The sequence below is a fragment of the Asticcacaulis sp. P4_H10 genome (assembly GCF_056400965.1).
Genome location: NZ_JBFUKH010000001.1, coordinates 506,181 through 529,941, shown reverse-complemented (window position 1 = coordinate 529,941; position 23,761 = coordinate 506,181). Strand labels below are relative to the sequence as shown.

Below are 23,761 nucleotides of genomic sequence, written 5' to 3'. Positions count from 1 at the left end.
GTGTGGGATCACCGCTCCGACTATTTGTTGTGACGCGAGAAGCCCACCTCGGCGGAGGTGGGTTAGGTACAGGCCGCAATTTAAGTGGTTGGACCCCAGACCGCGCCCGAACAGGTTAGCAGGTTAGACGATCAAAACTAAATCTTTGATTATATTGATATTATTTCAAACAAGATGAACTATGCGCAGCGCTGATCGTTCGCATTGTTCGTATGCGAACACGGTCGGCGGGTAGGTTGTGTCGTGATTAATCGGAGGGTTTTAGTTGCTGCCGAGGACCGAAATAGATCCGTCCATCGTCGAAATACCGGAATACACGGCAGAAACTATGAGCGCGAACCCGGATGAGATCACGGCCGCTGCGAAAAAATCGCCAATGGATAGCGGGATGTGATCCGCGAAGGAGTCGAGCCAGTTGCTCATGAGGATCCAGGCCGCCGGCCAGGCGATCAGATTCGCGATCAGGATTGGACCGTAAAAAACACTCAACCTGTCGTGGATAATATCGAGAAAAGATGCGCCCAGGGCCCGCCGAATGGCCGTTTCCCGGACCTGGTGGCGAGTTTGGAATATGGACAGTCCAACGAAACCAAGAATCGACAAGACAGCCGAGACAAAGGATACAATACCAGCGACGAGAATTTGATGGTGCAGGTCGGCGTACTGATCCAATAGATATTCGTGAAACGTACCTTGTATGATCGGCATCTCACCATCCGTCAACCTGTCCCACAGTTGACCGATCCGGCGTATAGTCTCGTCTTGATTATCAGGACTTATACGTATGCTGATCTGTGAAAAATAAGTTCCATCATTATCGAAAATCATGGGCTGAACAGGCTCGTATACAGGCGCAAGTCGCATGTCTGGAATTACACCGACAATACGAGACCGCAGATGTAACTTATCGGCGTCATACTCTATGATCTTGCCGATGGCGCTGGCCGGAACGGAAAACCCAAGGGCCCGTGCAGCAGATCTGTTGAGGATAATCTCTTTAGGGGCGTCAGGAAAAACATAGGTGCCCGTCAAATTGCCTCCAGCCAGGAACGGCACGTGAAAAACTTCAAAGAAATCCGGTGAGACAGAATTTCGGGCCAGGGCGGTCAATCTCCCGTCATGCCCGTTAACCCAGACGGGTCGAATAAATCCCGCTGTCGGGGTGCCGAAGGACTCTGCGGCAGCTTCCACCCCCTCAAGGGTTCGCAATTTCGCCATGAAAGCGGAGACTTTAGTGGAAAAGCGCCAGTCGGAATGCTTGACTATCAGGACGTTGGCGCCGTCAAAATTCAGCGCCGCGCCCGTGGCATACGCCCATTGCCGGGACATGGTCCCCGCCATGATCAGCAAAACAATCACGAGTGCCAGTTGGGCGACGATCCAGCCTCGCCAACGTCCAGACCTGTGAAGATTCGTCGTCGACCTTGACGTCGGCTCACTATGACGAAAGGGCCTTGATACAATCAGTGCCGGAAACAGCCCGCTGAGTAAGCCGAAAAGACAAGCGCTTCCAATAATCGCGGCAAGCAGGCCGAAGGGCTCTTTCCAAAGCGACAGCCCCAGGGCAAACGCACTATTCAAGGCCGGCAAGATTTGTTCCGCCAGGGCAGTCGCTGCCAAGGCGCTGAAGCAACTTACGCACAAGGCCTCCTGAACGACTTGCCAGATCAGATCGTGGCGACATGCTCCAAGGGCAGCCCGTAGAGCCATTTCGTCGCCGCGTTCATTGGCTTCGGCAAGAATGAGACCGGCTAAGTTAACCCCCGCATGAGCCACAACAATAAATGCGACCAGGCATAGAGATATAACCAACTCCAAATGGCCACGCGGCTTCATTTGACTGTCACCACGCGGATGAAAATGCACATCGGGCAGTTTGATAAGCGAAAAACCGGCCGGTACAGTGAGGTCGCCTTGCCATCGCCTTAGACCGATCCGCAAGAGCGCCTGTTCGGTTTCAGACACTGCGGTGCCTGGTTTAAATGTGATGTAAGTATAGGCACTTGGCCATAGGGCGTTCGACCTGGTCTCGAGGACCGATATTTCGCTATAATCGCCGCGACCGGAAATAAAGATTTCCCGGTCCAGATTTGTATTTGCCGGAAAATCCTTCAATACGGCGGTGACATGAAGTTGAATCTTGTTCCAGGTCATAAGCTTTTGGCCAATGGCGTCAGCGCGGCCGAAATAGGCAACGGCCATCCTTTCGGTCAGAACGACGCTCCCAGGCTCGTTCAGAGCCGTCCTCAAATCGCCCTGGGCGACAGGCAATTTCAGTATTTCGAAGATGTTTGGATCTGCCCAATAGAATTGTCCCCTCATCTTTTTACGGAGGGTTAAAAGAGGCCATTCTGAAGATATGAGGCGCGCCACCGTTTCGGCGTTGGGAAGGTCGGCCTTAACCCATTTGGCGAGCGCCGCTGGCGTCATGTCGCTTTCCGCGAGCGGCTGGTCCCTCGCCCCATATTTCGTCGCGATCAGGTAGATCCGGTCGCCATCCGGTAGAAAGCTGTCAAAGGTAAGCTCATTGCGAACATAAAGTCCTATGATCAATGCCGTACAAAAACCGAGTGTAAGCCCGCAGATCATCAGGAGATAAATTACCCATCGCCCAATAATAATTCGCAAGACGGAAAGTATGTTCCAATACCAACTTTCCGTCATTGCCATCGACTCGAAGTGGGAATTCTGCCTTCGTGCATTTCCAGAACGCGCGAGGCGCGGTCTGCCTGAATCATGGAATGTGTCACCATGATCAGCGCCGTACCGTTGGTATTCAATTCCTTCAAAATGCTCACGACTTGAGCCGCGTTTTTGGAATCCAGGCTACCGGTTGGCTCGTCGGCCAAAATCACCTGAGGATCACCGACTATGGCCCGCGCAATGGCGCAACGCTGTTGCTGCCCGCCTGACAACTGATGAGGAAGATGGTTGGCCCGCTGACTTAGGCCAACCTGGTCCATTATCGCTACAATCCGGTCACGTTCGCCGCCCTTCTGGCGATCGCGGCAATAGCGCAATCCAAGTTTAATATTATCGTAGACGGTCAAATGGTCGATAAGGTTGAAGTTTTGGAAGACAAATCCGATGTGCGCCGCTCTGATCTGCGCGAGCTGGAAAACGGACAGAGACGCGACATCCTTATCATCAAAAATATATCGTCCTTTCGCCGGCCGGATCAAAGTGCCGAGAATATTCAACAGTGTTGTCTTGCCGCTGCCGGACGGTCCGACGATTGCGACAAATTCTCCAGCCTCGATCTCCAGCGATACGCCGTGCACGGCTGACACGGAGTGATCCGTGTCCCCATAGGTATGATATATATCGTGAAGGCTTATCAGCGCCATTGAAGTCCCAGACCCGCCCTGTCTACAAACTTTAGAGTCGATTGGGTTTTAAAGGTTAATTGGGAATGTGAATGCGAATGTTGTCTTCCAACTGCCACTCGTCTCAACGAGTTCCAGATCCCCCCCATGGGCAAGGGCAATTTGTCGGGCCAGATTCAGACCCGCGCCTGTGCCTTTTGACTTCGTCGTCGTAAATGCCATAAACATGCTCTTTTTTATACTTTCCGGAACGCCTGCGCCATTATCGGAAATCTTGACGACAAGATTCTCGCGCAAAACCTGGACTGTCAGACCGATGCGCCGCGGGGCAGCAATGTCTTCAGTCGCTTCAATTGCGTTGGTCAGTATATTTATGATGGCCTGACCTACCAGCGACTCGTCCACGGCAATTTTCGGGAGATTATCAGCAAGTTCAAGCTGGAAGTCGATATCGGTCGCCATTGGGTGGTGCCGCAATACGGACATCAGGTCCACAACCAGTCGGCCCGGATCGACCGGTTGCAGTTCGGGGTCCGGAAGGCGGGCCACGGAACGATAGGCCTCGATAAACCTGGTCAGATTGTTGGCCCGCCGCGCCAGCATCTCCAGGGCTTCCTTCGCCGGCTCGGCGGCTGGGTTCGCGTCCGACCGCAGATAGCCGTCAACCGTATCTGTCAGGGCCGCCACAGGTGTCAACGAGTTCATAATTTCGTGGCTGAGAATGTGAAGCGTATCCTTCAACGCCGCGGCTTCCGCCTTGTTGATCTCACCCTGCACATCGGTGAGTGCAGCCATCCTGACGGAAGTGCCTTCGGTATAAATCTCACTGACGCTTAAGGCATATCGCCGTGCCTGAATTTGCAAAATCGGCCTTGAACTCGATATCGGCTCGCTTAGCGCCTTGGATAATTCGCCATTGCCGGTTCGAATGACATCGTCAGTCTCAAACAATGCTCGCGCGGCCCGATTTACGGCCAGCAGGACCGTTCCGTCCGAGGAACTTACCAGGGGCATCGGCAACTGATCGAATAAGGTATAATGGTTTTCTGGGCTTGTTTTTGCCAGACTCAATGGTTCCGCGCCCGTGATATTCCGTATTTCATATGTCGCCGCCATGGCCATCAGCAGAGCGACGCAAAGGCACCCCCCTAGCACGAGGTTAGCCCAACGTCCCTTTGTGGCGGAGTCGTATGTAAAGATCGACATGGCTATAAGTGCCCCGACCACCAACATATGGAAGCTGCGAGAATTAAAGACCATGTTTCGCCATTCGCCTATAAAGCGCGTTCCGATTTAGGCCCAGTTCGGCGGCGGTAGCGGTTACATTGGAATTGTTCCTCTTAAGTGCGTCCTCGATCATACTCTTTTCAGTGTCAGCCAGGCTGACGTTCACCGCCGACAAGCCAAGCTCAGAGCGACTATCCAGATCGAGATCGGCCCGGGAAATGACGTCGCTCTCAGTGTTTAAGACAGAATTTTCAACGACATATCTCAGTTCATGAATATTGTCCGGCCAGACTTGCGCCGACAATAGCGTTTTAGCATCGGACGCCAAACTCTTTATTCTGACACTAAGCTGCTGACACATGACGCGTGCGAAGTGTTCCGCTAGAAGGACTATGTCATCCCGTCGATCGCGAAGTGGAGGCATTGCAAAATCAAACCTGCTGATAGCATAGGTTAGACCACGATCCGTGCTGACCTGCGATCTTAGTTTTGTCGTCGTTGAAATCAACCGACTATTTCTTCTGGGTGCCGAATAGATCCAATTGACCAGGTGGGGAATATTCCCCGAAGCGAGCCGGTCAACATTTTCCAGCAAAAGCGTCTTATCTGGATTGTCATCCAGGTCGGAGATAGTGAGTGCGCCGGCATCCACGACTGTCAGGTGAGTGCGGCCAGATTGACGATGAATGATTTTCGCCGCCAATGTCTTTCCGGTTCCAGCTTCTCCAGTCAGCAGGACCGGAATGTTCAAGGGCGCACAACGATCGACCGAAGCCAATACCCGCTTCATGACCTCAGTTTCGCCCACGAGCATGGATGGGTCGTCCGCATCGAGCGTACCGTGCCGGCGCGACGCCACGGCGTTCGCAATCGCATGGAGCAACCGTTCGTTGTTCCATGGCTTCATAATAAAATCGGCGGCGCCGGTACGTAAAGCCTCAATGGCAATCGATAGTCCGCTATGACCCGTAACAACGATTACGATCGCACCAGGATCATGTCTAAGGATGTTGCGTAAGCACTCCAGTCCTTCCTCGCCCGTGGTTAGACCTTTTGAAAAATTGAGATCGAGAAGGACGACGTCGATTGAATTCGAGACAAGATGACTTATCGCTTCGGCAGGGCTCGTCGCGCTGTAAAAGTCATATCCGGCCTTTCGCAGCGGAAATTCCGCCGTCTTTTTTACGTCCGGGTCGTCATCGACAAACAGGACGCTGTATGTGGACATGGGCATTGTTACATTTCCGAGCAGTGCGAACGATTTACCGAACAATCTTAGTGAAGATTTCCAAAATTAGCAAATGTTTTCTGATGGTTAGCTGGCGAGCACATTTGCAGGCATTATACCTGTCCAAAACATGACACGCCGCCTGACAAAGGCGATCAAATGATCGCCGGGCGCGGGCGCGACTGTCGGTCGCAGGGAATGCTTTGAAAATGATGAGACTAGACACCACGACTTGCGAACCCCGTGAGGAGCTCGACAAATCGCCGCCAGACTACCGGGCGCCAGCACTCGACAAGGGTCTCGACATTATTGAACTGCTGGCCCGTACCGGCAGGCCGATGACGCCCGCAAGAATTTCCGCGAGGCTGAACAAATCCCCCAATGAGCTATTTCGCATGGTCCGCGTGCTGGAGCGTCGGGAATATATCGAAATACCGAGGGGCCAGACGGGGTACGTGCTCACCGACAAGCTCTCGCATCTTGGGATGGGCCGCGGCGACGGCAAAATGCTTCCGGACTATAACCTTCCGGCAATGCGGCGTATCCGCGAGCTCGAAGAAGAAAATACAAGGCTGAGACGCCTCCTGGCCAATCTGCTGACAGACAACGCTGGAACCCCGGATCTTAAATCAAATAAATGCTGACACGTAACCGCCAAGCGGGGACCTGAGACGTTTCCTCTCCGGGCGTGGCAATGACCTGGACGCGTTCGATTTCGACCTTTCTTGCCAGGCCGGGACTCACAAAATCAATCACGGGAGCGACGACCTTAAATTGCGATCGCTGCTGCCCTATGCCGTCGGCAACCGAGAAAGACATTCATAATATGAACTCCCGAAAAAACATGCGCGGAACAAAGACGCGGACAGTCGTCTCCGCGAGCCTGGCGGTCATGACCCTGCTGGCCGGATACGGTGGAGCGACACTTGCCGATTCCACCTCGTCGCCTTCATCCTTGGCGCCGTCTGACGGAGCTTTTCACTGGAAATCAAGCGCACCGCTGATCGTACCGCAGCCCGATCCCTCCCAAACCGTTTACGGGGTAAAAGATCCATCCGTCGTCTTTGCGAACGGAAAATACCATGTTTTCCTGACTACGGCCGGGTCAAACGGATGGGGCATCGCCTACACAAGCTTTGCCGATTGGTCGTCCGCATTGACGGCGCCGACAGTCCCCCTCGACAAATCGCCGATAGGCCCAGGATATCGCGCGGCGCCGGAAGTCTTCTACTTTGCACCGCAAAAGCTCTGGTATCTGATATTTCAGGGCGGCGATCCGCTCTATTCGACCACGACCAACATCGACGATCCGATGTCATGGAGCCCGGCCCGCCCGTTCTTTGCCACGGCGCCGGACATAACGAAGCCGCCGGTGGGGACGGGGTGGCTCGATTTCTACGTCATCTGCAACGACACCAAGTGCTACATGTTCAATACCGACGATAACGGCCATGTCATGCGGTCAGAGACGTCGATAGATCAATTCCCGAACGGCTTCCACAATACCGTCACCGTCATTGACCAGCCTCGTGACGACGCATTCGAGGGCAGCAGCCACTACCGGGTAAAAGGCACCAATACTTACCTTACCGTCGTAGAGGCGATCAGCCCGAAGGGGCGTTATTTCCGGATATGGAAAAGCGACGGTTTGGAAGGCACCTGGATGCCAGTGGGCTCAGCCGCCAAGAATCCTTTCGCGACAGCCGACAATGTGGAGAGCATCTGGTCGGAGGGCATATCCCATGGCGAACTGATCCGGGACACGGCAGACCAGACCCAGGTCATTGACCCGTGCAAGCCGCTTCATTTCCTATTCCAAGGCAACGACCCGACTGTCCACGTCTCCGATTACATCCAGATTCCGTACCGGCTCGGTCTCCTGACAGCCAAGGGATCAAATCCCATAACGGACCTGTGCACCCAATAGAACCGGTGCCAGTTGGTTTCAGGGACTTGGATCTTTTACACCGGCCTTAGTTTAGCTGATCGGTATCACCCCAATCGATCAGTTCTTGCAATTCCTGTCGAGTCCTTCTGGAGTTGCATCGCAATCTTAAAGGACTCTTCTCCCCAACTTGTCCTCCCGGTTTCTTGTGCCGGGGGGACTTTTTGCAGTGAGCAATTTAAGTGCTCGGGATCAAGAAAACAAATACTTCATAAAAACCGCGCTCAGGGAATAAGCCTATGCCAGGCCTCACAAAGCTTCAGACCAAAGAACGGACTTCCTGCCTCAGTGGACGCATATGTATAACTGGTATAGACCGCATGGAGCGCTAAACGACAAAAGACCCATCGGGGTCCTAAAAAAAACCGCGGACAACTATTCAGGCTCCACAGCTAGCGTCCCCATTGGGACCCTACACTAGCAAAATTAGCCTTAAGTCTTTGAAAAACCTGGCGCACCCGATACGATTCGAACGTACGACCTTTGCCTTCGGAGGGCAACACTCTATCCAGCTGAGCAAAAGGGAGAAAAGGGGTCAGAGTCATTTTTGAGATCAGAGCAGTGACATTTGACTATCCGTAGAGTCCTCGTCCTCACGTTTCTTACGGGGACGCCCCCTGCCGCGCCGCCGCCGTCACGCCCAATGACCTGTAGACCTCGTGCTCGGTTATCAGTGGGCTAGTCTGCCCCGGCGCGTTTACGGCGAAGCTTGACCACGGATAATCCCCATCCGGAACCGCAACAAACGCCCGCCATAGCTGACATTGACCCACCGAACGTAATAACTTAACCCTGACTACCGTCATAATCATCTGAGATGGAAAACGAGTCTGAGAAGTTGTCGACATCGCTCACCGTCCGCGTCGCCGCCTTAAGTACACTTTGACTGACTCGCGCCATACCGCCAGCTGCGACATCAAGGCCTGGCATGGTCAATTCGCCGGTAGCCAAATTGACGCCATTTGGGTCCACAATAGGCAATAGCGGGGGCTGTGTCGCGTCCTGGGCAAGAGCGGATGCGGTCGTTATTGCGACAAAAGCCGCCAACAGAGCGCCGACACGAGCAGCCCACTTCATACGAATTTCCATCAGATCGCCCCTCTTCAAACCCAAATCGCCTTGTCGCCGCTACCACAAAAACTTGTCGCAAAGCCCCTTAGCGACTGCCATTGCGAGTAGCAGCAATAGACGCAAAACATTTTATGACTTCGTCACCTGCAGCTTACATAGAAGACCTACAAGCGCCGCATATCATAGTTAGATTATAACGTGGGCGGCGTCGTGCGCGTTGCTGACGCGTTAAACAGGATTGCCCCGTTTCTCATGCCGTAGAAGCGGTAATCGCGCCTAACTGCGCGACCGATGCCGCTGCCGGCACTGAAGCCAGCGTAACCAAGGCTAGTCCAATGGATACAATTTTTCGCATTTCCCCCAAAACCTCGTCAGGAGTTTGCGCTCCTGGACCGCTATATGTAGTACATCGACATTTAGTAGTGACACGAGTTTATGTCACAGTAATTTACGCAATTGATAAGCTGCCATCGAAATCGGCGCGCCATTTACTCGGAAATCCACACATTTTCGGTGGACCGATGCTTTAGGAAGCGCCCAGAATATTCTCATTACGCTAAGTTCCCCACAATGTTTTCTTCGGATGCTCCGAACTCCCTTGCTAGAGATGTTCCATCCAAGCGTGTAAACTCCGATAAAGAGTTCATACCCATGAATTTAATATTAGAGCTGCTATCAACAAAGCGAAGCGCACTAGACATATGCTCGAAGGAGAAGATAGCCACCTCCTGGTAGGTGGAGAACCAGCCGACGATATCGTTCAAACTGGATATAATTGCCGCGGATTCAACATAAACGTCCATAGCAGACAACTTATCATTATCTTCTGAGAGTAATTTTCTGATGCAACCCGCATCATCTCCCCTGTTGACACATATCGATGGATAGCCACGCGCACTCGACCACTGGATGTAACTATCCACGTTAACAGCCAGATGAGATATGTACAATGAGGCGCTTTCAGTAAAATTAAAAATCGCATCATAAATACCCCCCTCTTCCGGAGAAGTGACATAATTATAGTCACAAACACAAAATAGCTTGTATCGACCATCGAAGATATCGGCGATGTTACGGACATACGACGGCGCTAAATAGTCCTCTTGCAAAACTATATCTTGCGATATCAAGCTCTTGACCTGAGCGATCTCCTGTCGACTTGTGACAATATGCGCCATAGCTAAAGTCCCGTCATATTTTCTACTTTAACGCCATTGGCATCGATATGATCAATCTTCATCCCTGACGGAGATGAATTAGATCCCCGGATAATGTACTTTTCGGCCCCATTGCTGTATATCGTCGCCTTTCCGTCAGCACTTACGGTCTTCGAGAATCCCGTTTGCTCAAGCTTCTTTGCTATTTCTCCCGCGGTTTCAGCAATTTGATGTACGGCGTATTTAGCCCCTTTCGCGGTCTCATCAGAGACAAGTGTACAGATACCGGAGTTATGCACCACGACATGATTTTCGCCAATCATGAACGTGTGCAGGTCAGCAACGGTGAGATTGTAAGTCTGCTCGCTCTTGCCCGACAGCTCAATCGAAACAAGCTTGAAGTCCGTGCCCGTGGCGCTTTCGATCAGGTCGCCAGCCTTTAGGTCCTTCGTCTCGACCCAGGTCCGTGCAGTCGAAAACCACGGATGGTCGTCAGTGGCACGGAAGGTCTCGACGCTTCCTGAACCAGACTGCAGTTTGAGCGTATATGTCACCTTAGGCTGCGGACGGATCAGGTCCGTTACCGGCTTGGCGACACTCTTGCTCGTAGCCTCATCATAGGCCAGGACGAGGTCACCCACCTTGATTTGCTCGATTGGCACCAGGCCTGTGGGAGTGGCCACCATCGTGCCGGCCACAAAACACCCGCACGTCTTCGCAACGCCCTTCGCCGCCTTGAGCAACAAAGAACTACCTTTCATGCCACCTTTTATGCCCAGTTTGCACACGCCTGCGTCCGCAAGCAGGCCACACGCGGCGGCCCCGCCAGAGATCGCCGCACTTACATAGTCACCTTCGACCAGATACAGCGCCGCGTCCGCGCCCGCGCATGCAGACCCAATCGCTCCAGGCGCGAACCCGCAGATATCCATAGCCAAATGCGCTGCGCCCTGAAGCCCGCGAAGCCAGTCCTGAGCCGCATCTCCCTTCATGCAGTCGGAAGCCGCACAGGATCCCCCTCGACGGCCCGTCACAACGACTTCTCCGGCCGCATTCGTGGGTGCGTACCCGCCGAACGAGGAAGACGAGCCCCAACCAAAGCCCCACATGCCGGTTGGATCCGTCATATTGATAGGATCGTTGCCGACATAAGCGTACCAGTTCATGCCGTCGCCGTACCCAATCGGGTCGGTTTGCATAAATCGGCCAAGGACTGGATTATAGAGACGGGCCTTGTAGTAATACATGCCGATTTCAGGCAGCCAGATTTGGCCTGTGTACTGAAAACGACCCGCATTGCTCGCGCCAGGGATCCCGTAAGCATCGTAGGTGTTGATCGATACTTTGGCGCCGGACGCGTCGGTTATCAGGACGATAGAACCTTGCTCATTTGCGTGCAGGAAACGTACGGCACCGCTTTGCGTGTAGTCAACCATGACCAGAGGCTCATCGTCCCCAGGCCCATGTATATAACGGCGAAGAAGATTGCCGCTGCCGTCGTACTCGGCGATCAGATCGACACCGTCATAGAGGAACCGCGTCGTGATATTGTTCTTATTGACACTATAAAGACGATTTTCCGCGTCATAGCCAAGCGTCGTCGTTACGCCCGACTGAACCGCAGAAGTCATCAGGTTGTTGACGTTGTAGTTAAAAGTACCCCCGCCGTCGCCCGTCAGGTTGCCGCGCACGTCGTGGCTCAGATTCGTTGTATCGACCTTGCTGACCTGATTCAGACCATTGCTGGTATACCCTGTGTTGCCAGCCGTCGCGGCGTAATAATACCGGCTGTTGTTGCCAACCTTCGATGCAATCTGGTCGACCGCCGTGTAGCTATAAGTCGTCTGGGTATAGTGCGAAGCCCCTGACGCGCCTTGCGTGATCGATTGCAAGCGCAGGCTGCTGTCGAAACCATAGACCGTGTTCTGACCGTTCGACCGCGTCAACGAGGCCCGCCGGCCATAATTGTCATAGGTAAAGCCGAAACTCGTTCCTCCGGACGCAGTCACGCCGGTGAGATCACCGCTGTCATTGTATCCGTAGTTGACCTCGAAGCCGTCCGAGCCAGGATAAGTCATCTTCTGACGTTGGCCGTAGCTGTCGTAAGTGTAGCTGACGGTGCCCAACGGCTGCACACTGCTCATCAGCCAGCCCAACGCATTGTAAGTATAGCCCTGAGTGCTCGCGCCGCTGCCGATCAAATGGCCTGCCGTGCTGTTGGTATGCGAGGTCAACTGGCCATAGTTGTCATAGACGAACGTCTCGACTGCATTACCGCCCTTCGACGACAAACGTCCCAGAGCGTCATAGTCGAATGTGATCGACTGCCCGTCACGCAGCGTTGTCTGGTTGACCAGATTTGTGGCACGCGACGTATTCGTCACGGTCGTCGTACGATAAGCCGTTTGTTCGCAATCCGTTGTGCTGACGACCGCGCCATTGGCCGCAGTGGCATAGCAGGTCTTTATCAGACGATTGAAGCTATCGTAGCTGTATTGGGTCCTGTTCCCCTTCGCGTCGGCGATCTCACTCAGGTTGCCGCTAGAGGTGGCGCTCCCCAGTTCAAAGGTCTTGTTGTAGTCCCAATGCAGCTTGCCTGTGCCGACCCCGCTCTCGACGCCGGTCAGAACATGCGCGGTCGAATGGTAGGTGTATCGGGTGATGCGATCGAGCGTGCCGTCGCTCGCCACGGTCCCAATGGTGCATGCCGATGCAGGGAGAGCGGCGGCCGGATTTACACGGACCGCTTCGCACGTCACACGGAAAAGATTGTCATAGGTCCGCTGGGTCAGATCCTTCGGCGTGCCCGCCTCCAGGCCGATGTAATGGCGAGCTTCTTTCACAAGACCCGTCGTGCTATCGAACGTATTGGTATCTGTCTCTTGGACGGCGAATGTATTCCCAAGATCCGTCACCGCCTGGCCGTGACGAGCCAGGGGCGTGGCGCCGTTATAAGTGGCGCCCGCAACCGTGCCAACCTGCTCAGCCCTGACACGGCCGGCCGCGTCGTACTCAGTCTTTGCAGCTGGACGCTGGCGAGTGGGGCTTGCTGTATCAGGATCCGCTCCGACGAAGGCAATCTTACGCCCCAGCGCATCATAGATCGTATAGACTTCATCCACCGCACCGAGCCTGGGACCATCGGCGACGATCTGACGGCCGTAGGTGTCAAATGTGACCGCTGAGGTCTGAGCGGTCGCGCAGCCGCCGCAACCTACGGTCGTTGTCGCCGGAAGGGCGTTGTTTGCCGTATAGGTATAAGTCGTCTTGCGCTCGTCCGTCGCACCGCCCACGCAGTCGGTGCCGTTCCAGTTGGAACTGCGGCATGTCGATTGGGACGTCAGACGCCACACTGAGCCGGAAACGACGGGATACTGGCTATAAACATATCGGGTCTGTGGCGTCATGCCCCCAACAGTCGGCAGCGTCTCTTTTGTCACCTCGCCATTGTCATTGCTGTAGGTATACGTCGTTACGACCCCATTGGCGTCTGTCACCGTGACCGGCTTGCGGCACCATTTGTAATTGCCCGTCCCCCAGGTATCGCACGTTGCATAGGTCATGCTTGTGACCTTAGCCGCGGCGATGTCGTATGCACCACTGCTCGTGCTGTTCTTCGGAACGACGAAGACCTTGTCGAGATTGCCGGTCGCTGTGTTGTACTGCCAGTAGGTGAAGCCCCCCGTGTTGGTATCGCCGTCTGGGTCGATTTTCTTCTTCAGTCGGCTTTCAGTTTGCGACGTCGCTTCATACTCATAACGCGTCAGTTGACCGGTATCGCCCTTGGACGAGGTGATCCTTGCCTTATTCGTCGCAAACTCTGTCGTCGTGGTTGTTGTGTCCGGCAGGGTTACGGTCGTCCCGGTCGTGGTATAGACATACGACCATATCGACGTGCCGATTTGCACCTTCCACACCTTGCCGGTATTGGCAGTATCGCTTGTGGGATAGAGTGTAACTGTTTTGACGGGACCGGTCGGCGCCGACATCGTAACAGTGTCGCCGCTGATGGCGTAAGTCGCTGTGTTCACACCGTTGTTGGTAACGGTGTAACCACTGGGACCGGTTGTCAGCGTCGCCTTGGGCGCGTCCGTTGGAGCATTGCAGTTCCCCACGACGCAGGTGGCCGATGACGTATTGAAGGCAACGGCCTCAGTTACCTGTGTCCCGGTCTGCGTTTTACGCACCGCCCAGCCGGCCGAGCTCACACGGGCCGTCACCCACACGTTTCCGACATTGCTGACAGCAACAGCCGTGATCGTTTCACCGTTCGCCAGCGTCGCCGAAGTGAAATCACCATTCTGGTACGTTACAGAGGTGCCATCGCCCAATTGAAGCTTGCAAGTTGCCTGCTTATTGTAAACGTCTGTGGGCGTGAAGCCTGGGCAAGCTAGAATAGCCTGGCTACCGTCACTCGCTGTATAGGGTAGAGCCGCATAGGTCGGCGACTGTCCCGCCATTGCGCTACCCATCCGGAACCGCAACAGACGCCCGCCGTAGCTGACATTGACCCACCGAACGTAATAACTAAAGCCCGATTGAGTGCCATAATCGTCCGAGACGGAAAATGAGTCTGAGAAGTTGTCGACATCGCTCACCGCGCGCGTCGCCGCCCTAAATACACTCTGACTGGCCCGCGCCATACCGCCCGCGGCAACATCAAGGCCGGGGAGGCTCAAGTCACCAGTCGCCAGATTCACGCCATTTTGGTCCACAATTGGCACTATGGGAGGCTGGGTCGCATCTTGCGCGAGAGCGTGAGAAACCGGAATTGCAACAAGGGCCGCCAGCAGAGCGCCGACACGCGACATCCATTTCATACGAAATTCCATTAGAATCCCCTCTCAGAACCTAAATCGCGCTCTTGCCGTCAGCAGAGAAAACTTGACGCAATCCAGCTATTGTGAACGCCATTGCGAGTGACCGCAACGAACCAAAACCATTGTACAAAATGCCCGCTGCCGCCTGCGCCTTACCTAAAGGGTCTGCAGAAATAGCGGACGACCATCAAATTATATACATCCCCAGAAAGTCATTCCGGGTGACATTGCAGTTTGCACCATCCGCTGCATAACGGACGATGACCGACCGTCCGGACAGCAGGGCCGATACGCCCAGAGACATCAGCAGATCCCGACCAGGATTGCTGGCTGCGATTCCAACGCCGGTGTCATTGGCAAAATCCAGCCAAACTACCCCGGTACTATCGGCCCACACCCGCTTCATCTTCAGTTCGCACTGGGTGACCGCATGCGCAGGCATGGCAAAAAGGGCAAAAAGCGCCAGAAGGCTAAGAGCTGTCTTTTTCATTGCGTTTCCAATCAATGCACATCAGCGTCGGCTACTGGCCGACCGCCAAGAGGGTAATCCACTCGATCCTGGGCTCGGTGCCGCATCCCGTGGTTACGCCGGGGGTGAAGACAATCTCGACATCCAGCGCCGTCGTAAGCGCGGTAAGGGTAACGGCCAGCACGCCGTCTTCGGCTCCTGTCGCTGAAATCCGCAGGTGCAGCAACTGGCCATTGTCGTTTCGTTTCACCGTGACGACGCGACAATTGGGAGCTACGTGCCCCTGTGTTCTGACGATCTTGCCACGGACAGTGTCCGCCGACGCCGACGCCGCGAGCATTGAGATTAAAGCCGCAGCGGCCACTAAGGACGAAAATTTCATGACCCTATACCCCTCTTTGATGCTTGCAGAATCTGGCCTCACGCCTTCAGCAACGCTTACTCTTTGATCCGCACGGAAATAACTTTGGGCCGCCCCGCGTAACAACCGTCGATGACCAGTTCGACCTCTGCGCGGCGGCTTTGTGCGGTCAGTGCAATCGACAGGAATTGCTGGTGCGCAGCCTGCGTGTAGGCGACGATATAGCCGTCAGGATCGACACATCCGTCGGGATTGCTCACCGGCGTGCTGAGCGTAAGCCGGAAAAATGCATCATCGGCCTTGATATAAGTGACGCGGGCAAAGGGTATGACGGCCGGCGCAGCCATTGCTTCGGACGCGAAACCCGCGACCGAAGCAACGGCAAAAAAGGCCAGTGCCGCCTTCCCGGGTGATGATGGTCGCATGATGCCTCTCCAATCTCTTCCGGCGGTTTTGTAAATCAGTCTTCGACTGTAAAGTGACTGACGGTTTCGGTGTCCCACCAAATGTCGCACGTGCCCGCCCCCTGGATCGACACCTTCTTGCCAAGCGCGTAAGCGGTTAAAAGGCCGCTGGCGTAAGTCTGGCCGGCAATCGTGCTGGCATCCAGTGCATAGCGCTTTGGAAACGAAGCGCTTTGACAAGCCGGCAAAGGATTTGTCCGCTCAGCCGAGGTATTGAAGAGGACGGCACCATTTTTCATGAAGACAATAGACGATATCGTTCCATACCCGGCCATTGATGCCGAAGCCGGCAAAGCCATTGCCGAAGCAAGCAAAACTGTCAACCTAATCAATCTCTTCATAGTTGTCACTTCGAAGTCAGTCTTCAACCATAATAAAGTCGACGGTCTCGGTATCGCCCCAAATAGTGCATGTTCCAGTTCCCTGGACATAAACCCTTTTCTTCAAGGCGTAGGCCGTCATAAGCACACTGACATATGTCTGGCCAGCAATTGTGCTTGCGTCCAATGCATATCGTTGTCCGAGTCCCGGCCCTTGGCATGCCGGCACAGGCCCCGACCTTGCGCCACTGGTGTTGAACAGAACGGCTCCGTTCCTGGCGCCGTATACCGCCGTAATGTTCCCAAACTGCGCCATGGATGCCAACGCCGGTACAGAAACCAGCGCAAGAACTACGAAGCCTGAGTATAGAATTTTTTTCATTGCGCCTCTCAGAACATCTGACACGGCCTAAACTGGCTCTTCAGCCATGTAGTAGTGCGTGACCACGCAGGTCGTCGTGTCATAAAACACGCCAATCGGCTTCCTGGCGACCTTGGCCGTCATCACAAGCGACCAGAATCGGCTTTTCACTTCATTGCTCATGGCTGCTGGCAGAACTATTTGCCCCTGCGCGCATTGAGAGGGCGTGAAGTAAACAGCGACGATGCCATTTGTATAGTCCTCAAGGCGCCAGGCTGTAGGAACGGCGACGAAACTCGCCTCCGCGGCCTCGGCGCTAGAGGCCAACAATCCGGCAGCGAACGCGCCCAGCATTAGAGACTTCACAACTTTAGACATGCCCCCTCCATCGAGAACAGGTGGATTAATTTACGACTTGGTATTCTTGGATAAGGCAGTAACCACCCTGCCCCGTGGCATATGTGATCAGAACGGTCTTGTTCAGGGAGTAGGCCGTCATAAGCCCCGAAACATAGGCCTGGTAGTTCGGGTGATTGAAGTCGACATAGAACAACTTGGCCGGGCATGCTGGCGTATCGATGTCTAGATATACCCGAAAAGGCAGATTGTTAGGCGCCGACAAAAAGTAGCTTATGATGCGCCCACTATAGACAGCCGCGTTGGCTGTGCTCGATGCACCTAGAAATGCCGCGACTGCGCAAAAAAACAAGACGACGCGCTTCATAGCCCCTCCACCCGCTTCCACGAGCGGGGAAACGATCTGTCACATTATTTAAAGTTTTTAAGTCTTAGGATTCGATCGGAATGACGATGAAACCCGTGCCGGACGGCACGACGATAACCGTCACACCAGAGCCTGTACCGGCCGTCCGGTTGACTTGGGTCCTGTTCCCGGCGTTGTCATAGCTATACTCGACGACCCCGCCATCAGGATACACGACCTTTGTCACGCGGCCGAGCACGTCATAGGTATATGCGGTTTCACCGGCTTGAACCGGGGCTGCCCCAAGCATCAGAAGTAACGATGCCGCTGCCAGAAAACGCCTCATATTCCCCTCCCCCAAATCATTGCGCTGTATTGGTACATTATATATACAATCTTCACGCGCAACCGAAATCAGATAGGATCGGATACTTTTTTCGCGCATTGGGGGACAAGTTATGAAAAAAAGAATCCTGGGCCTGGCAGCTACTATTCTGTCATTGGTGGCACTCCCAGCGAGTGCTTTTGATTGGTCCATCGTTGCGCGTGTCAGCGTTGTCGAGGCCACATATATGCCCGGCTTCATCTCGTTTAGAATCGACAAGGCAGCAGGCACGTGCGCGGTAGGTACCCATTTGATCTGGAACGCACAGGGGGCGACCGAAGCGGCAAGAATTGCCAATGCCAATGCCGTGTATGCGGGTCTGCTTTCAGCCCTGCACACTAACCGGGAAGTGACCCTGTTCGGCGTCAATTCCGGTTGTAGCGTTCAGCTCGTCCACTTCAACTAGTAAAAACTGTCCGCAGCAACTCCAGTAAACCGCAACACTTAAGACTTGTCGGTGAACGCGTTGCTGCACCGCGAATGCGGCTATTGGGCCAGGCCTTAGGCTGCTCAGCTCTGAACACTTCAGGAGAAAAATATATGAGAAATTTTGGTTTGATTGCCCGCGCATTCGCTGGAGGGGCTTTGATTTTCGGTATATTCGCACAATCCGCCCTGGCTGTTGCGACCTTCACTCCGTCCGGTCGTATTCTCCAGCTTGTCGGTGGATGGAATGAACCCAACCTTCGCATCGTCATGGAAGGCGCGTTCCATAACCCGGGTGGGTGCCCTATGACGGACGGCTATATCGTGGCCGCCGCGCTTCCCGCAAATCAGCAGATCACGGCCATGGCCATCGCGGCCCACGCGCAACAACAGAAGGTCATCCTGACGATCGAGGGTTGCGCGCTCGACCGGCCGCGCGTTGTTGGCTTCGCATATGGAAATATAAACTAACCCTGTCCAGAGAAAACTCCGAGGATACAATGAGAAAAGTACGGAAGAATGCCTATGGCCTGACTGCGCACCTTGCCGCAATCATCGCCCTGTCCGCCGGCAGCGCGATCGCCACACCCGCTCAGACCCCCGTCGGCAAGATAACCGCCCTGAATGGTGGCTGGTCGGATCCAAATCTGCGCATCTACGTCAGTGTTCCGGTTCATAATCCGGACGGTTGCGCGGATACGACCAGCTACGTTATCCCGGCGAACCTGCCCGCCAATCAGCAACTGACCGCCCTGGCTCTCACCGCCTACAGCATGGACCATCGCGCATCGTTCACGATCGACGGCTGCGCCTACGGTTCACCGCGCGTTATCGCGATTACGATACAGAAGTAACCGCACGCCCATCGGGTAAAAACGGCGCAGACACCACGTCACCCTGCGCCATTATCCTGACTGCCGGAAGCACCTTGTCGAACGCCACTGCTTTCAGAAGTCACCGACGATGGCTATCGGACCGGTGACGGAAGGATTGTCCTTGAACAAGACAACTCGCTGCTTGGCCAGGCGGAATGACAAAATCGTCGAGAACATGGCGCGCCCGTAATCGGTCTACAGGTCGATATAATAGTTGATGCAGGGCAGCCAGGCGGCATCGTACTCATTGAGATTACGAAGGTAGACGCGATTGTCCTGTACGGTGAATTTCAAGGTTGTCGGGTCTTCTATAACCAGACGAGATGCGGCGAGCGATGCTTGACTGACGCTCAGAAAAAGCACGCAGACTCCCATCACGAGCCGGGCCAGGTGTTTGTTTTTCATTTCTTACAGCCTTATGAAATGAGAGGATGTCCAGTTTGGGACTGACAAACGACTACTTGTCTACGTATGCGGCAGCCACTTGGGATACGCCGTCCGAATCGCAGGCGTAAACCCAAACCGCTACGGATTTCCCCGTTGCGAATGCCGTTATCAGGCTGGATGAAATGACGTTGTAGTTTGCCGCTGATGTCAGCAGGCGAGCCATGGTGGTATTTGTGCACCCCATAGCACTTGTTAAAGCTGGGTTCACATAGAGTTCGAGATTTCCCTCGCGTGCGCCGAGCTTGGTGATTACGAAGCTCGTGCTCAACCCTGCCACGGCCGACGCAGAATTCGACCAACTACACAACATACACAGAACAAAGGCTGAAAACGCGACGTTGATCTTTTTATAAAACTGATCTTCTTCATAATGTTACCTATGATTTACTTGCGCAATCTGAACGTGTTGCAAATTGCTGCCGGTCAGTCAATCTCGGCCGCTACGGCAATGCGGAAAACCCACCAATTTGCAATAAGTATCAAAGGTCAAGGATTTGAAGCGGGTGCATCGGCTATGCCTTAATTCATGCTTTGAATAAAGCCTCTCACCATTATGTCGGATTACCTTTCAGATACCTGCCGCCCCACCAATATCGGTGAGCGCGGTCAACACACCTGCCATCAGGCCACCAATCAACGCGCCCAGTGCGACAATCAGGGCCGGCCCGAGGACCTTAGACGCCTTGTCGATCCGAGCCAGGCCCTGCAGTTCTTCGCGCGCGCCAGCCTTGACCAGCATTGGACCAACGGAACTCGAAGCTTCACCAACCTCACACAACCGTATGATCGGCTCAGGGAAGCGCTCGACTTGGCGCAATGCCTCGCTCAGACGACGCCCCTGCCGCACATAGGTGCCAAGAATATCCAGGCGTTTGCGCGCCTCGACGTTTCCGACCCCTCGCTGGCAAAGTCGTAGGGCGTCGGTCAGGGTAGCGCCGCTGCCAAGTGCCTCTCCCAACGTCTTGGCGAATCCGCCAAACACCAGAGCAGCGGCGATGCCGCCCAACGGCCCCGTCAGCAGCCAAGACTGCCACCACGCCCTTAATGCGCCGTACCGCCACCCAAACCAACTGACCAACGCGCACAGCAAGGCTGCGCTTACGATCCAAGAGCAGCCCTGCTGCAAGCCATCGCTCAAAAAAACGATGATGCCAAAATAGAGTGGCAATTCACGCCCGCTTTCCTGCAAAAGGGGTGCGATCGCGGGGACAACGACCATTAGGATGACGCAGAGGGCGGCAACCGCGGCGACGAGGACAAAGGCCGGATAGCTCAACGCTTCGAATAACTGCTGGCGGATCTTGCGATCAGTTGACAACACATTGGCCGCTGCCTCCAGCCCTGCGACCAATTCTCCGCGGGCCTCGCCGGCCGCGATCAGGCCACGCAGGTGCGCATGCGGCGGCGGAATCACCAATGCGAATGCGCTCTCGACGCTCGCCCCCCCCAGAATCGATTGCGCGACCGTACGCAGCGCGGCGTTGTCGCTATCCAGGACGGACAGTGCTGTGCGGATATCCGCGCCCGAACGCAACAGGACGGCCAGGCTGGAAAATGTTTCTTCCAGACGGACGTTCGTCATTCTCCCGGATCGCGTGCGACCGAACCATTGCCGGCGCACAGCCTCCCCTCCGCCGTGGGCGGGCCTGATCGCGACCGGGGAAAGATTGTCCGATCGCAGCCTGGCATAGGCTTCCGCTTCCGTCGTAGCGGTAACGACGCCTTGGCGCGACTTGCCATCAGCGCTGACGGCCTTGTACCGGAAAGTCCGTGGCCTAATCATCGGCGATGCCTAGCACTTCATCGAGCGTGGTTTCCCCGGCGAGTATCTGTTCCACGCCGGCCTCGACCATGGTCGCCAGGCCTGCATCGCGGGCATAGGCCTTGAGCGCGTCCAACCGCCCGCCTCCACCGACGATCGACAGGTAAGTCTCCTCCGCCCAAAGGCCCTCGGCCAGAGCGATACGTCCAAAATACCCCTGCCCCCGGCATTTGGCGCACCCGGAAGCTATTGGCTCATTCTCCGGCACAGCCCGGCCAAACCCCTGCAACACTGCTTTCAGCGCATCGCTCACCGGCCGCGCGCCCTTGCAGGCGGGGCAGAGACGCCGAATGAGCCGTTGGGCGATGATTCCTTTCACGGAGGCGGTTAGCTGAAACGGTGCAATGCCCATGTCGATCAATCGCGGCGCCACGGCAAGTGCGGTGTTGGCGTGCACCGACGCCAATACCAGATGTCCCGTCATTGCGGCCTGGACCGCGACGGCAGCCGTTTCGGAGTCGCGGATTTCGCCAACGAGAATGACGTCCGGATCGTGACGGAGGAAAGACCTCAGGCATGCCGCAAAGGTCAGGCCGATACCGGCCAGAACCTGAGTCTGCGACACGTGCTCGAAATGGCGCTCGACCGGATCCTCGACACTCAGGATTTTCTTTCCAGACCCTTTGAAGGCGTTCAGGAGTGCGTAAAGCGTCGTGGTTTTCCCCGACCCGGTCGGCCCGGTAACCAGAAACAGGCCGTGCGGCGTCCTGACCGCCCGCTCAACCAGCGTGCGGACATGGCCGGGCAGGTTAAGCGAGGCAATGTCCTGGGGGGCGGCGGCACGGTCTAGCAAGCGCAACGTAGCCGTCTCACCGAAAACCGTTGGCGACGTGGCAACCCGGACATCGATCGCCCGGCCGGCATTGATCAATGAGGCGCGCCCGTCTTGAGGGAGCCTGCGCTCGCCAACATTCAGGCTGGACAGCACCTTGATGCGCGACACACACGGCTCGGAAAGATCCGACGAAGCTGTCAGGTAGTCGATAAGCTTGCCGTCTACGCGCAAACGCACTCTCAAATCATTGCGACGCGGTTCAAAATGAATATCCGAAGCGCCACGATCCACAGCTGCGGCAAAGGCCTGGGCGACCAGTTCGACCGCCTGGCCCTCAACACCATGGTCTTCGACAAAAGCAATGTCACGCTCGACACGCCGTTCGTCCAGAAACGCGTCGGAGCGGACGTCTTCTTCGTCGTAGCCTTCTGCAACCGTGCGCCAATCTGCCGGGCGCGCGACACAGAACACAATATTCCGGCCGCTGGCGAAGCTCAGCCCTGCATACATTTCCGCGTCGAACGGGTCGATTGCGGCGCAGACCAGGTCTTCGCCCTCCAGCCGCAAAGGCACGGCCCGAACGCGCCGTAGAAACTCTGCCCCCAAACCCAGGGTCTCGGGATCGACAGTTGGAGGCTGGGTTTCTGGGTTCCAAATCTCCAGGCTAGCCACCGTCGCATAGGCAAAGGTCAGATCGTCATCGGAGAGTTGGCCAAGCTGGTTCAACACGCGCTCGATCGGCTGGCCGGTCCGGCCCGCGACCGCTTCGGCGCGATTGATCGCTTCCCGGCTGATCTTTCCGGTCTCGAGCAGATGTTCGACGACGGCATCCCTGGCCGGCAGGTGTGTTTCGGCGGTCACATCAATCCTCCAGACGACAATACCAGCAATCCGGCAAATCCCGTACCGGCAATCGCCGGCCCAAAGGGCAGCTTTCCCTCCCATCCTTTGCGCAGCACGAGCACAAATACCAGTGCCAGGATGGATGCTGCGGCGACCGCCGCCGCCGTCCATTGCCCCAGCCCCAGGGCTAGGGCAGCGATCAGTTTCACATCACCCAGGCCCAGCATTGTCTTGCCTTGGCGGCGCTCAAGCCATGCTTTCATCATCAGCAGAATTCCCCCGGATGCCAGGGCGGCAAGCATGCCTTCGAGCCACGCATCCCTGAGCACCGCCAGCAGGAAGGTCAAGGCTGCGACAACGAGATTGCCTGCGTCCGGCAGGCGAAGGGTGCGGACATCGATCAGGGCCTGGACCAGCAGAGTGAGGCCGAGCAGCGTCAGAACGATGGTGCCGGGATATGGCGTAAAGGCGACGGCGCACATTGCTACACACGCCCCCAGACTCTCTCCAATCAGATGAAAGGCGTGGATGCCATGCCCGCATGTGCCGCAACGGCCTCGTGCGGCGATATAACCGGCAAAGGGCATGGTTTCGGCCCAACCGAGGGTCCTTGCACAGCCATCGCATCGGGACCGGCCCAACCATGGCGAAACCCCCGCCTCGATCCGCAGCGCTGCTGTGGCGCCAAAGGATCCGACGACCGCGCCGAAAACGCCGGCAAACCCCACCAGAGCTA

The 23,761-nt window shown here is 55.5% G+C and carries 23 protein-coding genes and 1 pseudogene; 5 read left to right on the top strand and 19 right to left on the bottom strand.

Features of this window, described 5'->3' with window-relative positions; all coding sequences use genetic code 11:
* Positions 1–261: 261 nt before the first annotated feature.
* The 4 genes from AC1DON_RS02455 to AC1DON_RS02440 all read right to left on the bottom strand — a co-directional run bounded on the left by AC1DON_RS02455 (position 262) and on the right by AC1DON_RS02440 (position 5,787).
* Positions 262–2,664 carry an ABC transporter permease gene (locus AC1DON_RS02455; RefSeq protein ID WP_476933134.1) on the bottom strand — a complete coding sequence of 801 codons (2,403 nt, stop codon included), beginning with the start codon at positions 2,662–2,664 and terminating at the stop codon, positions 262–264.
* A complete protein-coding gene (locus AC1DON_RS02450) occupies positions 2,661–3,290 on the bottom strand; it encodes an ABC transporter ATP-binding protein (protein ID WP_476933133.1) in 630 nt (209 codons plus the stop codon). The genes AC1DON_RS02455 and AC1DON_RS02450 overlap by 4 nt, the downstream gene beginning before the upstream one ends.
* A 105-nt stretch (positions 3,291–3,395) precedes the next feature.
* Complete coding sequence (locus tag AC1DON_RS02445; RefSeq protein ID WP_476933132.1) at positions 3,396–4,532, bottom strand: sensor histidine kinase; 1,137 nt, start codon at positions 4,530–4,532, stop codon at positions 3,396–3,398.
* Between the two features lie 43 nt (positions 4,533–4,575).
* A complete protein-coding gene (locus AC1DON_RS02440; protein ID WP_476933131.1) occupies positions 4,576–5,787 on the bottom strand; it encodes a sigma-54-dependent transcriptional regulator in 1,212 nt (403 codons plus the stop codon).
* 203 nt (positions 5,788–5,990) lie between these two features.
* Between AC1DON_RS02440 and AC1DON_RS02435 the strand changes: the two genes are divergently transcribed.
* On the top strand, positions 5,991–6,425 hold the full coding sequence (locus tag AC1DON_RS02435; protein ID WP_476933130.1) for a helix-turn-helix domain-containing protein: 435 nt from the start codon (positions 5,991–5,993) through the stop codon (positions 6,423–6,425).
* Positions 6,426–6,475: 50 nt separating this feature from the next.
* Entirely contained in the window at positions 6,476–7,708 is a 1,233-nt protein-coding gene (locus AC1DON_RS02430) for a glycoside hydrolase family 62 protein (RefSeq protein WP_476933129.1), read from the top strand.
* Between the two features lie 804 nt (positions 7,709–8,512).
* Here AC1DON_RS02430 and AC1DON_RS02425 read toward each other — a convergent pair.
* The 10 genes from AC1DON_RS02425 to AC1DON_RS02380 all read right to left on the bottom strand — a co-directional run bounded on the left by AC1DON_RS02425 (position 8,513) and on the right by AC1DON_RS02380 (position 17,798).
* Entirely contained in the window at positions 8,513–8,815 is a 303-nt protein-coding gene (locus AC1DON_RS02425; RefSeq protein ID WP_476933128.1) for a hypothetical protein, read from the bottom strand.
* A gap of 533 nt (positions 8,816–9,348) precedes the next feature.
* Entirely contained in the window at positions 9,349–9,975 is a 627-nt protein-coding gene (locus tag AC1DON_RS02420; RefSeq protein WP_476933127.1) for a hypothetical protein, read from the bottom strand.
* 2 nt (positions 9,976–9,977) lie between these two features.
* Positions 9,978–14,774, bottom strand: a complete 4,797-nt coding sequence (locus AC1DON_RS02415; RefSeq protein ID WP_476933126.1) for a polymorphic toxin-type HINT domain-containing protein — start codon at positions 14,772–14,774, stop codon at positions 9,978–9,980.
* Between the two features lie 187 nt (positions 14,775–14,961).
* On the bottom strand, positions 14,962–15,264 hold the full coding sequence (locus AC1DON_RS02410; protein WP_476933125.1) for a hypothetical protein: 303 nt from the start codon (positions 15,262–15,264) through the stop codon (positions 14,962–14,964).
* Positions 15,265–15,295: 31 nt separating this feature from the next.
* The gene (locus AC1DON_RS02405) at positions 15,296–15,493 is read right to left on the bottom strand and encodes a hypothetical protein (protein WP_476933124.1); all 198 of its coding nucleotides are present in this window, start codon (positions 15,491–15,493) and stop codon (positions 15,296–15,298) included.
* Positions 15,494–15,681: 188 nt separating this feature from the next.
* A complete protein-coding gene (locus AC1DON_RS02400) occupies positions 15,682–16,029 on the bottom strand; it encodes a hypothetical protein (protein ID WP_476933123.1) in 348 nt (115 codons plus the stop codon).
* A gap of 35 nt (positions 16,030–16,064) precedes the next feature.
* Complete coding sequence (locus tag AC1DON_RS02395) at positions 16,065–16,409, bottom strand: hypothetical protein (protein WP_476933122.1); 345 nt, start codon at positions 16,407–16,409, stop codon at positions 16,065–16,067.
* A gap of 388 nt (positions 16,410–16,797) precedes the next feature.
* A complete protein-coding gene (locus AC1DON_RS02390) occupies positions 16,798–17,127 on the bottom strand; it encodes a hypothetical protein (protein ID WP_476933121.1) in 330 nt (109 codons plus the stop codon).
* 25 nt (positions 17,128–17,152) lie between these two features.
* Complete coding sequence (locus AC1DON_RS02385) at positions 17,153–17,473, bottom strand: hypothetical protein (protein ID WP_476933120.1); 321 nt, start codon at positions 17,471–17,473, stop codon at positions 17,153–17,155.
* A gap of 64 nt (positions 17,474–17,537) precedes the next feature.
* Positions 17,538–17,798, bottom strand: coding sequence for an RHS repeat domain-containing protein (locus tag AC1DON_RS02380; protein WP_476933119.1), 261 nt, complete (start codon positions 17,796–17,798; stop codon positions 17,538–17,540).
* 112 nt (positions 17,799–17,910) lie between these two features.
* Between AC1DON_RS02380 and AC1DON_RS02375 the strand changes: the two genes are divergently transcribed.
* From AC1DON_RS02375 to AC1DON_RS02365, 3 genes are all read left to right on the top strand, one after another.
* Positions 17,911–18,243, top strand: a complete 333-nt coding sequence (locus AC1DON_RS02375) for a hypothetical protein (protein ID WP_476933118.1) — start codon at positions 17,911–17,913, stop codon at positions 18,241–18,243.
* A 74-nt stretch (positions 18,244–18,317) separates the two neighbouring features.
* Entirely contained in the window at positions 18,318–18,734 is a 417-nt protein-coding gene (locus AC1DON_RS02370; RefSeq protein ID WP_476933117.1) for a hypothetical protein, read from the top strand.
* A 29-nt stretch (positions 18,735–18,763) separates the two neighbouring features.
* Positions 18,764–19,117 (top strand): hypothetical protein, encoded by a 354-nt coding sequence (locus AC1DON_RS02365; RefSeq protein WP_476933116.1) that lies wholly within the window; start codon positions 18,764–18,766, stop codon positions 19,115–19,117.
* A gap of 216 nt (positions 19,118–19,333) precedes the next feature.
* Here AC1DON_RS02365 and AC1DON_RS02360 read toward each other — a convergent pair whose 3' ends face one another.
* The 5 genes and pseudogenes from AC1DON_RS02360 to AC1DON_RS02340 all read right to left on the bottom strand — a co-directional run.
* A complete protein-coding gene (locus AC1DON_RS02360; protein WP_476933115.1) occupies positions 19,334–19,543 on the bottom strand; it encodes a hypothetical protein in 210 nt (69 codons plus the stop codon).
* A 610-nt stretch (positions 19,544–20,153) separates the two neighbouring features.
* Positions 20,154–21,167, bottom strand: a complete 1,014-nt coding sequence (locus AC1DON_RS02355) for a type II secretion system F family protein (protein WP_476933114.1) — start codon at positions 21,165–21,167, stop codon at positions 20,154–20,156.
* A 193-nt stretch (positions 21,168–21,360) separates the two neighbouring features.
* Positions 21,361–23,043: a GspE/PulE family protein gene (locus AC1DON_RS02350; RefSeq protein ID WP_476933113.1), complete on the bottom strand. Its 1,683-nt coding sequence runs from the start codon at positions 23,041–23,043 to the stop codon at positions 21,361–21,363.
* Positions 23,040–23,507 (bottom strand): prepilin peptidase, encoded by a 468-nt coding sequence (locus AC1DON_RS02345; RefSeq protein WP_476933477.1) that lies wholly within the window; start codon positions 23,505–23,507, stop codon positions 23,040–23,042. The genes AC1DON_RS02350 and AC1DON_RS02345 overlap by 4 nt, the downstream gene beginning before the upstream one ends.
* Positions 23,508–23,753, bottom strand: a pseudogene (locus AC1DON_RS02340) (prepilin peptidase); the annotation flags it as partial.
* Positions 23,754–23,761 lie beyond the last annotated feature (8 nt).

Coding starts and splice junctions, on each gene's coding strand:
- AC1DON_RS02370 (WP_476933117.1), top strand. CDS start 18,318: ATGCGGCTATTGGGCCAGGCCTTAGGCTGCTCAGCTCTGAACACTTCA.
- AC1DON_RS02390 (WP_476933121.1), bottom strand. CDS start 17,127: ATGTCTAAAGTTGTGAAGTCTCTAATGCTGGGCGCGTTCGCTGCCGGA.
- AC1DON_RS02415 (WP_476933126.1), bottom strand. CDS start 14,774: ATGAAATGGATGTCGCGTGTCGGCGCTCTGCTGGCGGCCCTTGTTGCA.
- AC1DON_RS02435 (WP_476933130.1), top strand. CDS start 5,991: ATGATGAGACTAGACACCACGACTTGCGAACCCCGTGAGGAGCTCGAC.
- AC1DON_RS02425 (WP_476933128.1), bottom strand. CDS start 8,815: ATGGAAATTCGTATGAAGTGGGCTGCTCGTGTCGGCGCTCTGTTGGCG.
- AC1DON_RS02395 (WP_476933122.1), bottom strand. CDS start 16,409: ATGAAGAGATTGATTAGGTTGACAGTTTTGCTTGCTTCGGCAATGGCT.
- AC1DON_RS02375 (WP_476933118.1), top strand. CDS start 17,911: ATGAAAAAAAGAATCCTGGGCCTGGCAGCTACTATTCTGTCATTGGTG.
- AC1DON_RS02385 (WP_476933120.1), bottom strand. CDS start 17,473: ATGAAGCGCGTCGTCTTGTTTTTTTGCGCAGTCGCGGCATTTCTAGGT.
- AC1DON_RS02345 (WP_476933477.1), bottom strand. CDS start 23,507: ATGTGCGCCGTCGCCTTTACGCCATATCCCGGCACCATCGTTCTGACG.
- AC1DON_RS02410 (WP_476933125.1), bottom strand. CDS start 15,264: ATGAAAAAGACAGCTCTTAGCCTTCTGGCGCTTTTTGCCCTTTTTGCC.
- AC1DON_RS02365 (WP_476933116.1), top strand. CDS start 18,764: ATGAGAAAAGTACGGAAGAATGCCTATGGCCTGACTGCGCACCTTGCC.
- AC1DON_RS02430 (WP_476933129.1), top strand. CDS start 6,476: ATGACCTGGACGCGTTCGATTTCGACCTTTCTTGCCAGGCCGGGACTC.
- AC1DON_RS02440 (WP_476933131.1), bottom strand. CDS start 5,787: ATGCCCATGTCCACATACAGCGTCCTGTTTGTCGATGACGACCCGGAC.
- AC1DON_RS02400 (WP_476933123.1), bottom strand. CDS start 16,029: ATGCGACCATCATCACCCGGGAAGGCGGCACTGGCCTTTTTTGCCGTT.
- AC1DON_RS02380 (WP_476933119.1), bottom strand. CDS start 17,798: ATGAGGCGTTTTCTGGCAGCGGCATCGTTACTTCTGATGCTTGGGGCA.
- AC1DON_RS02455 (WP_476933134.1), bottom strand. CDS start 2,664: ATGACGGAAAGTTGGTATTGGAACATACTTTCCGTCTTGCGAATTATT.
- AC1DON_RS02360 (WP_476933115.1), bottom strand. CDS start 19,543: ATGAAAAACAAACACCTGGCCCGGCTCGTGATGGGAGTCTGCGTGCTT.
- AC1DON_RS02420 (WP_476933127.1), bottom strand. CDS start 9,975: ATGGCGCATATTGTCACAAGTCGACAGGAGATCGCTCAGGTCAAGAGC.
- AC1DON_RS02445 (WP_476933132.1), bottom strand. CDS start 4,532: ATGTCGATCTTTACATACGACTCCGCCACAAAGGGACGTTGGGCTAAC.
- AC1DON_RS02355 (WP_476933114.1), bottom strand. CDS start 21,167: ATGACGAACGTCCGTCTGGAAGAAACATTTTCCAGCCTGGCCGTCCTG.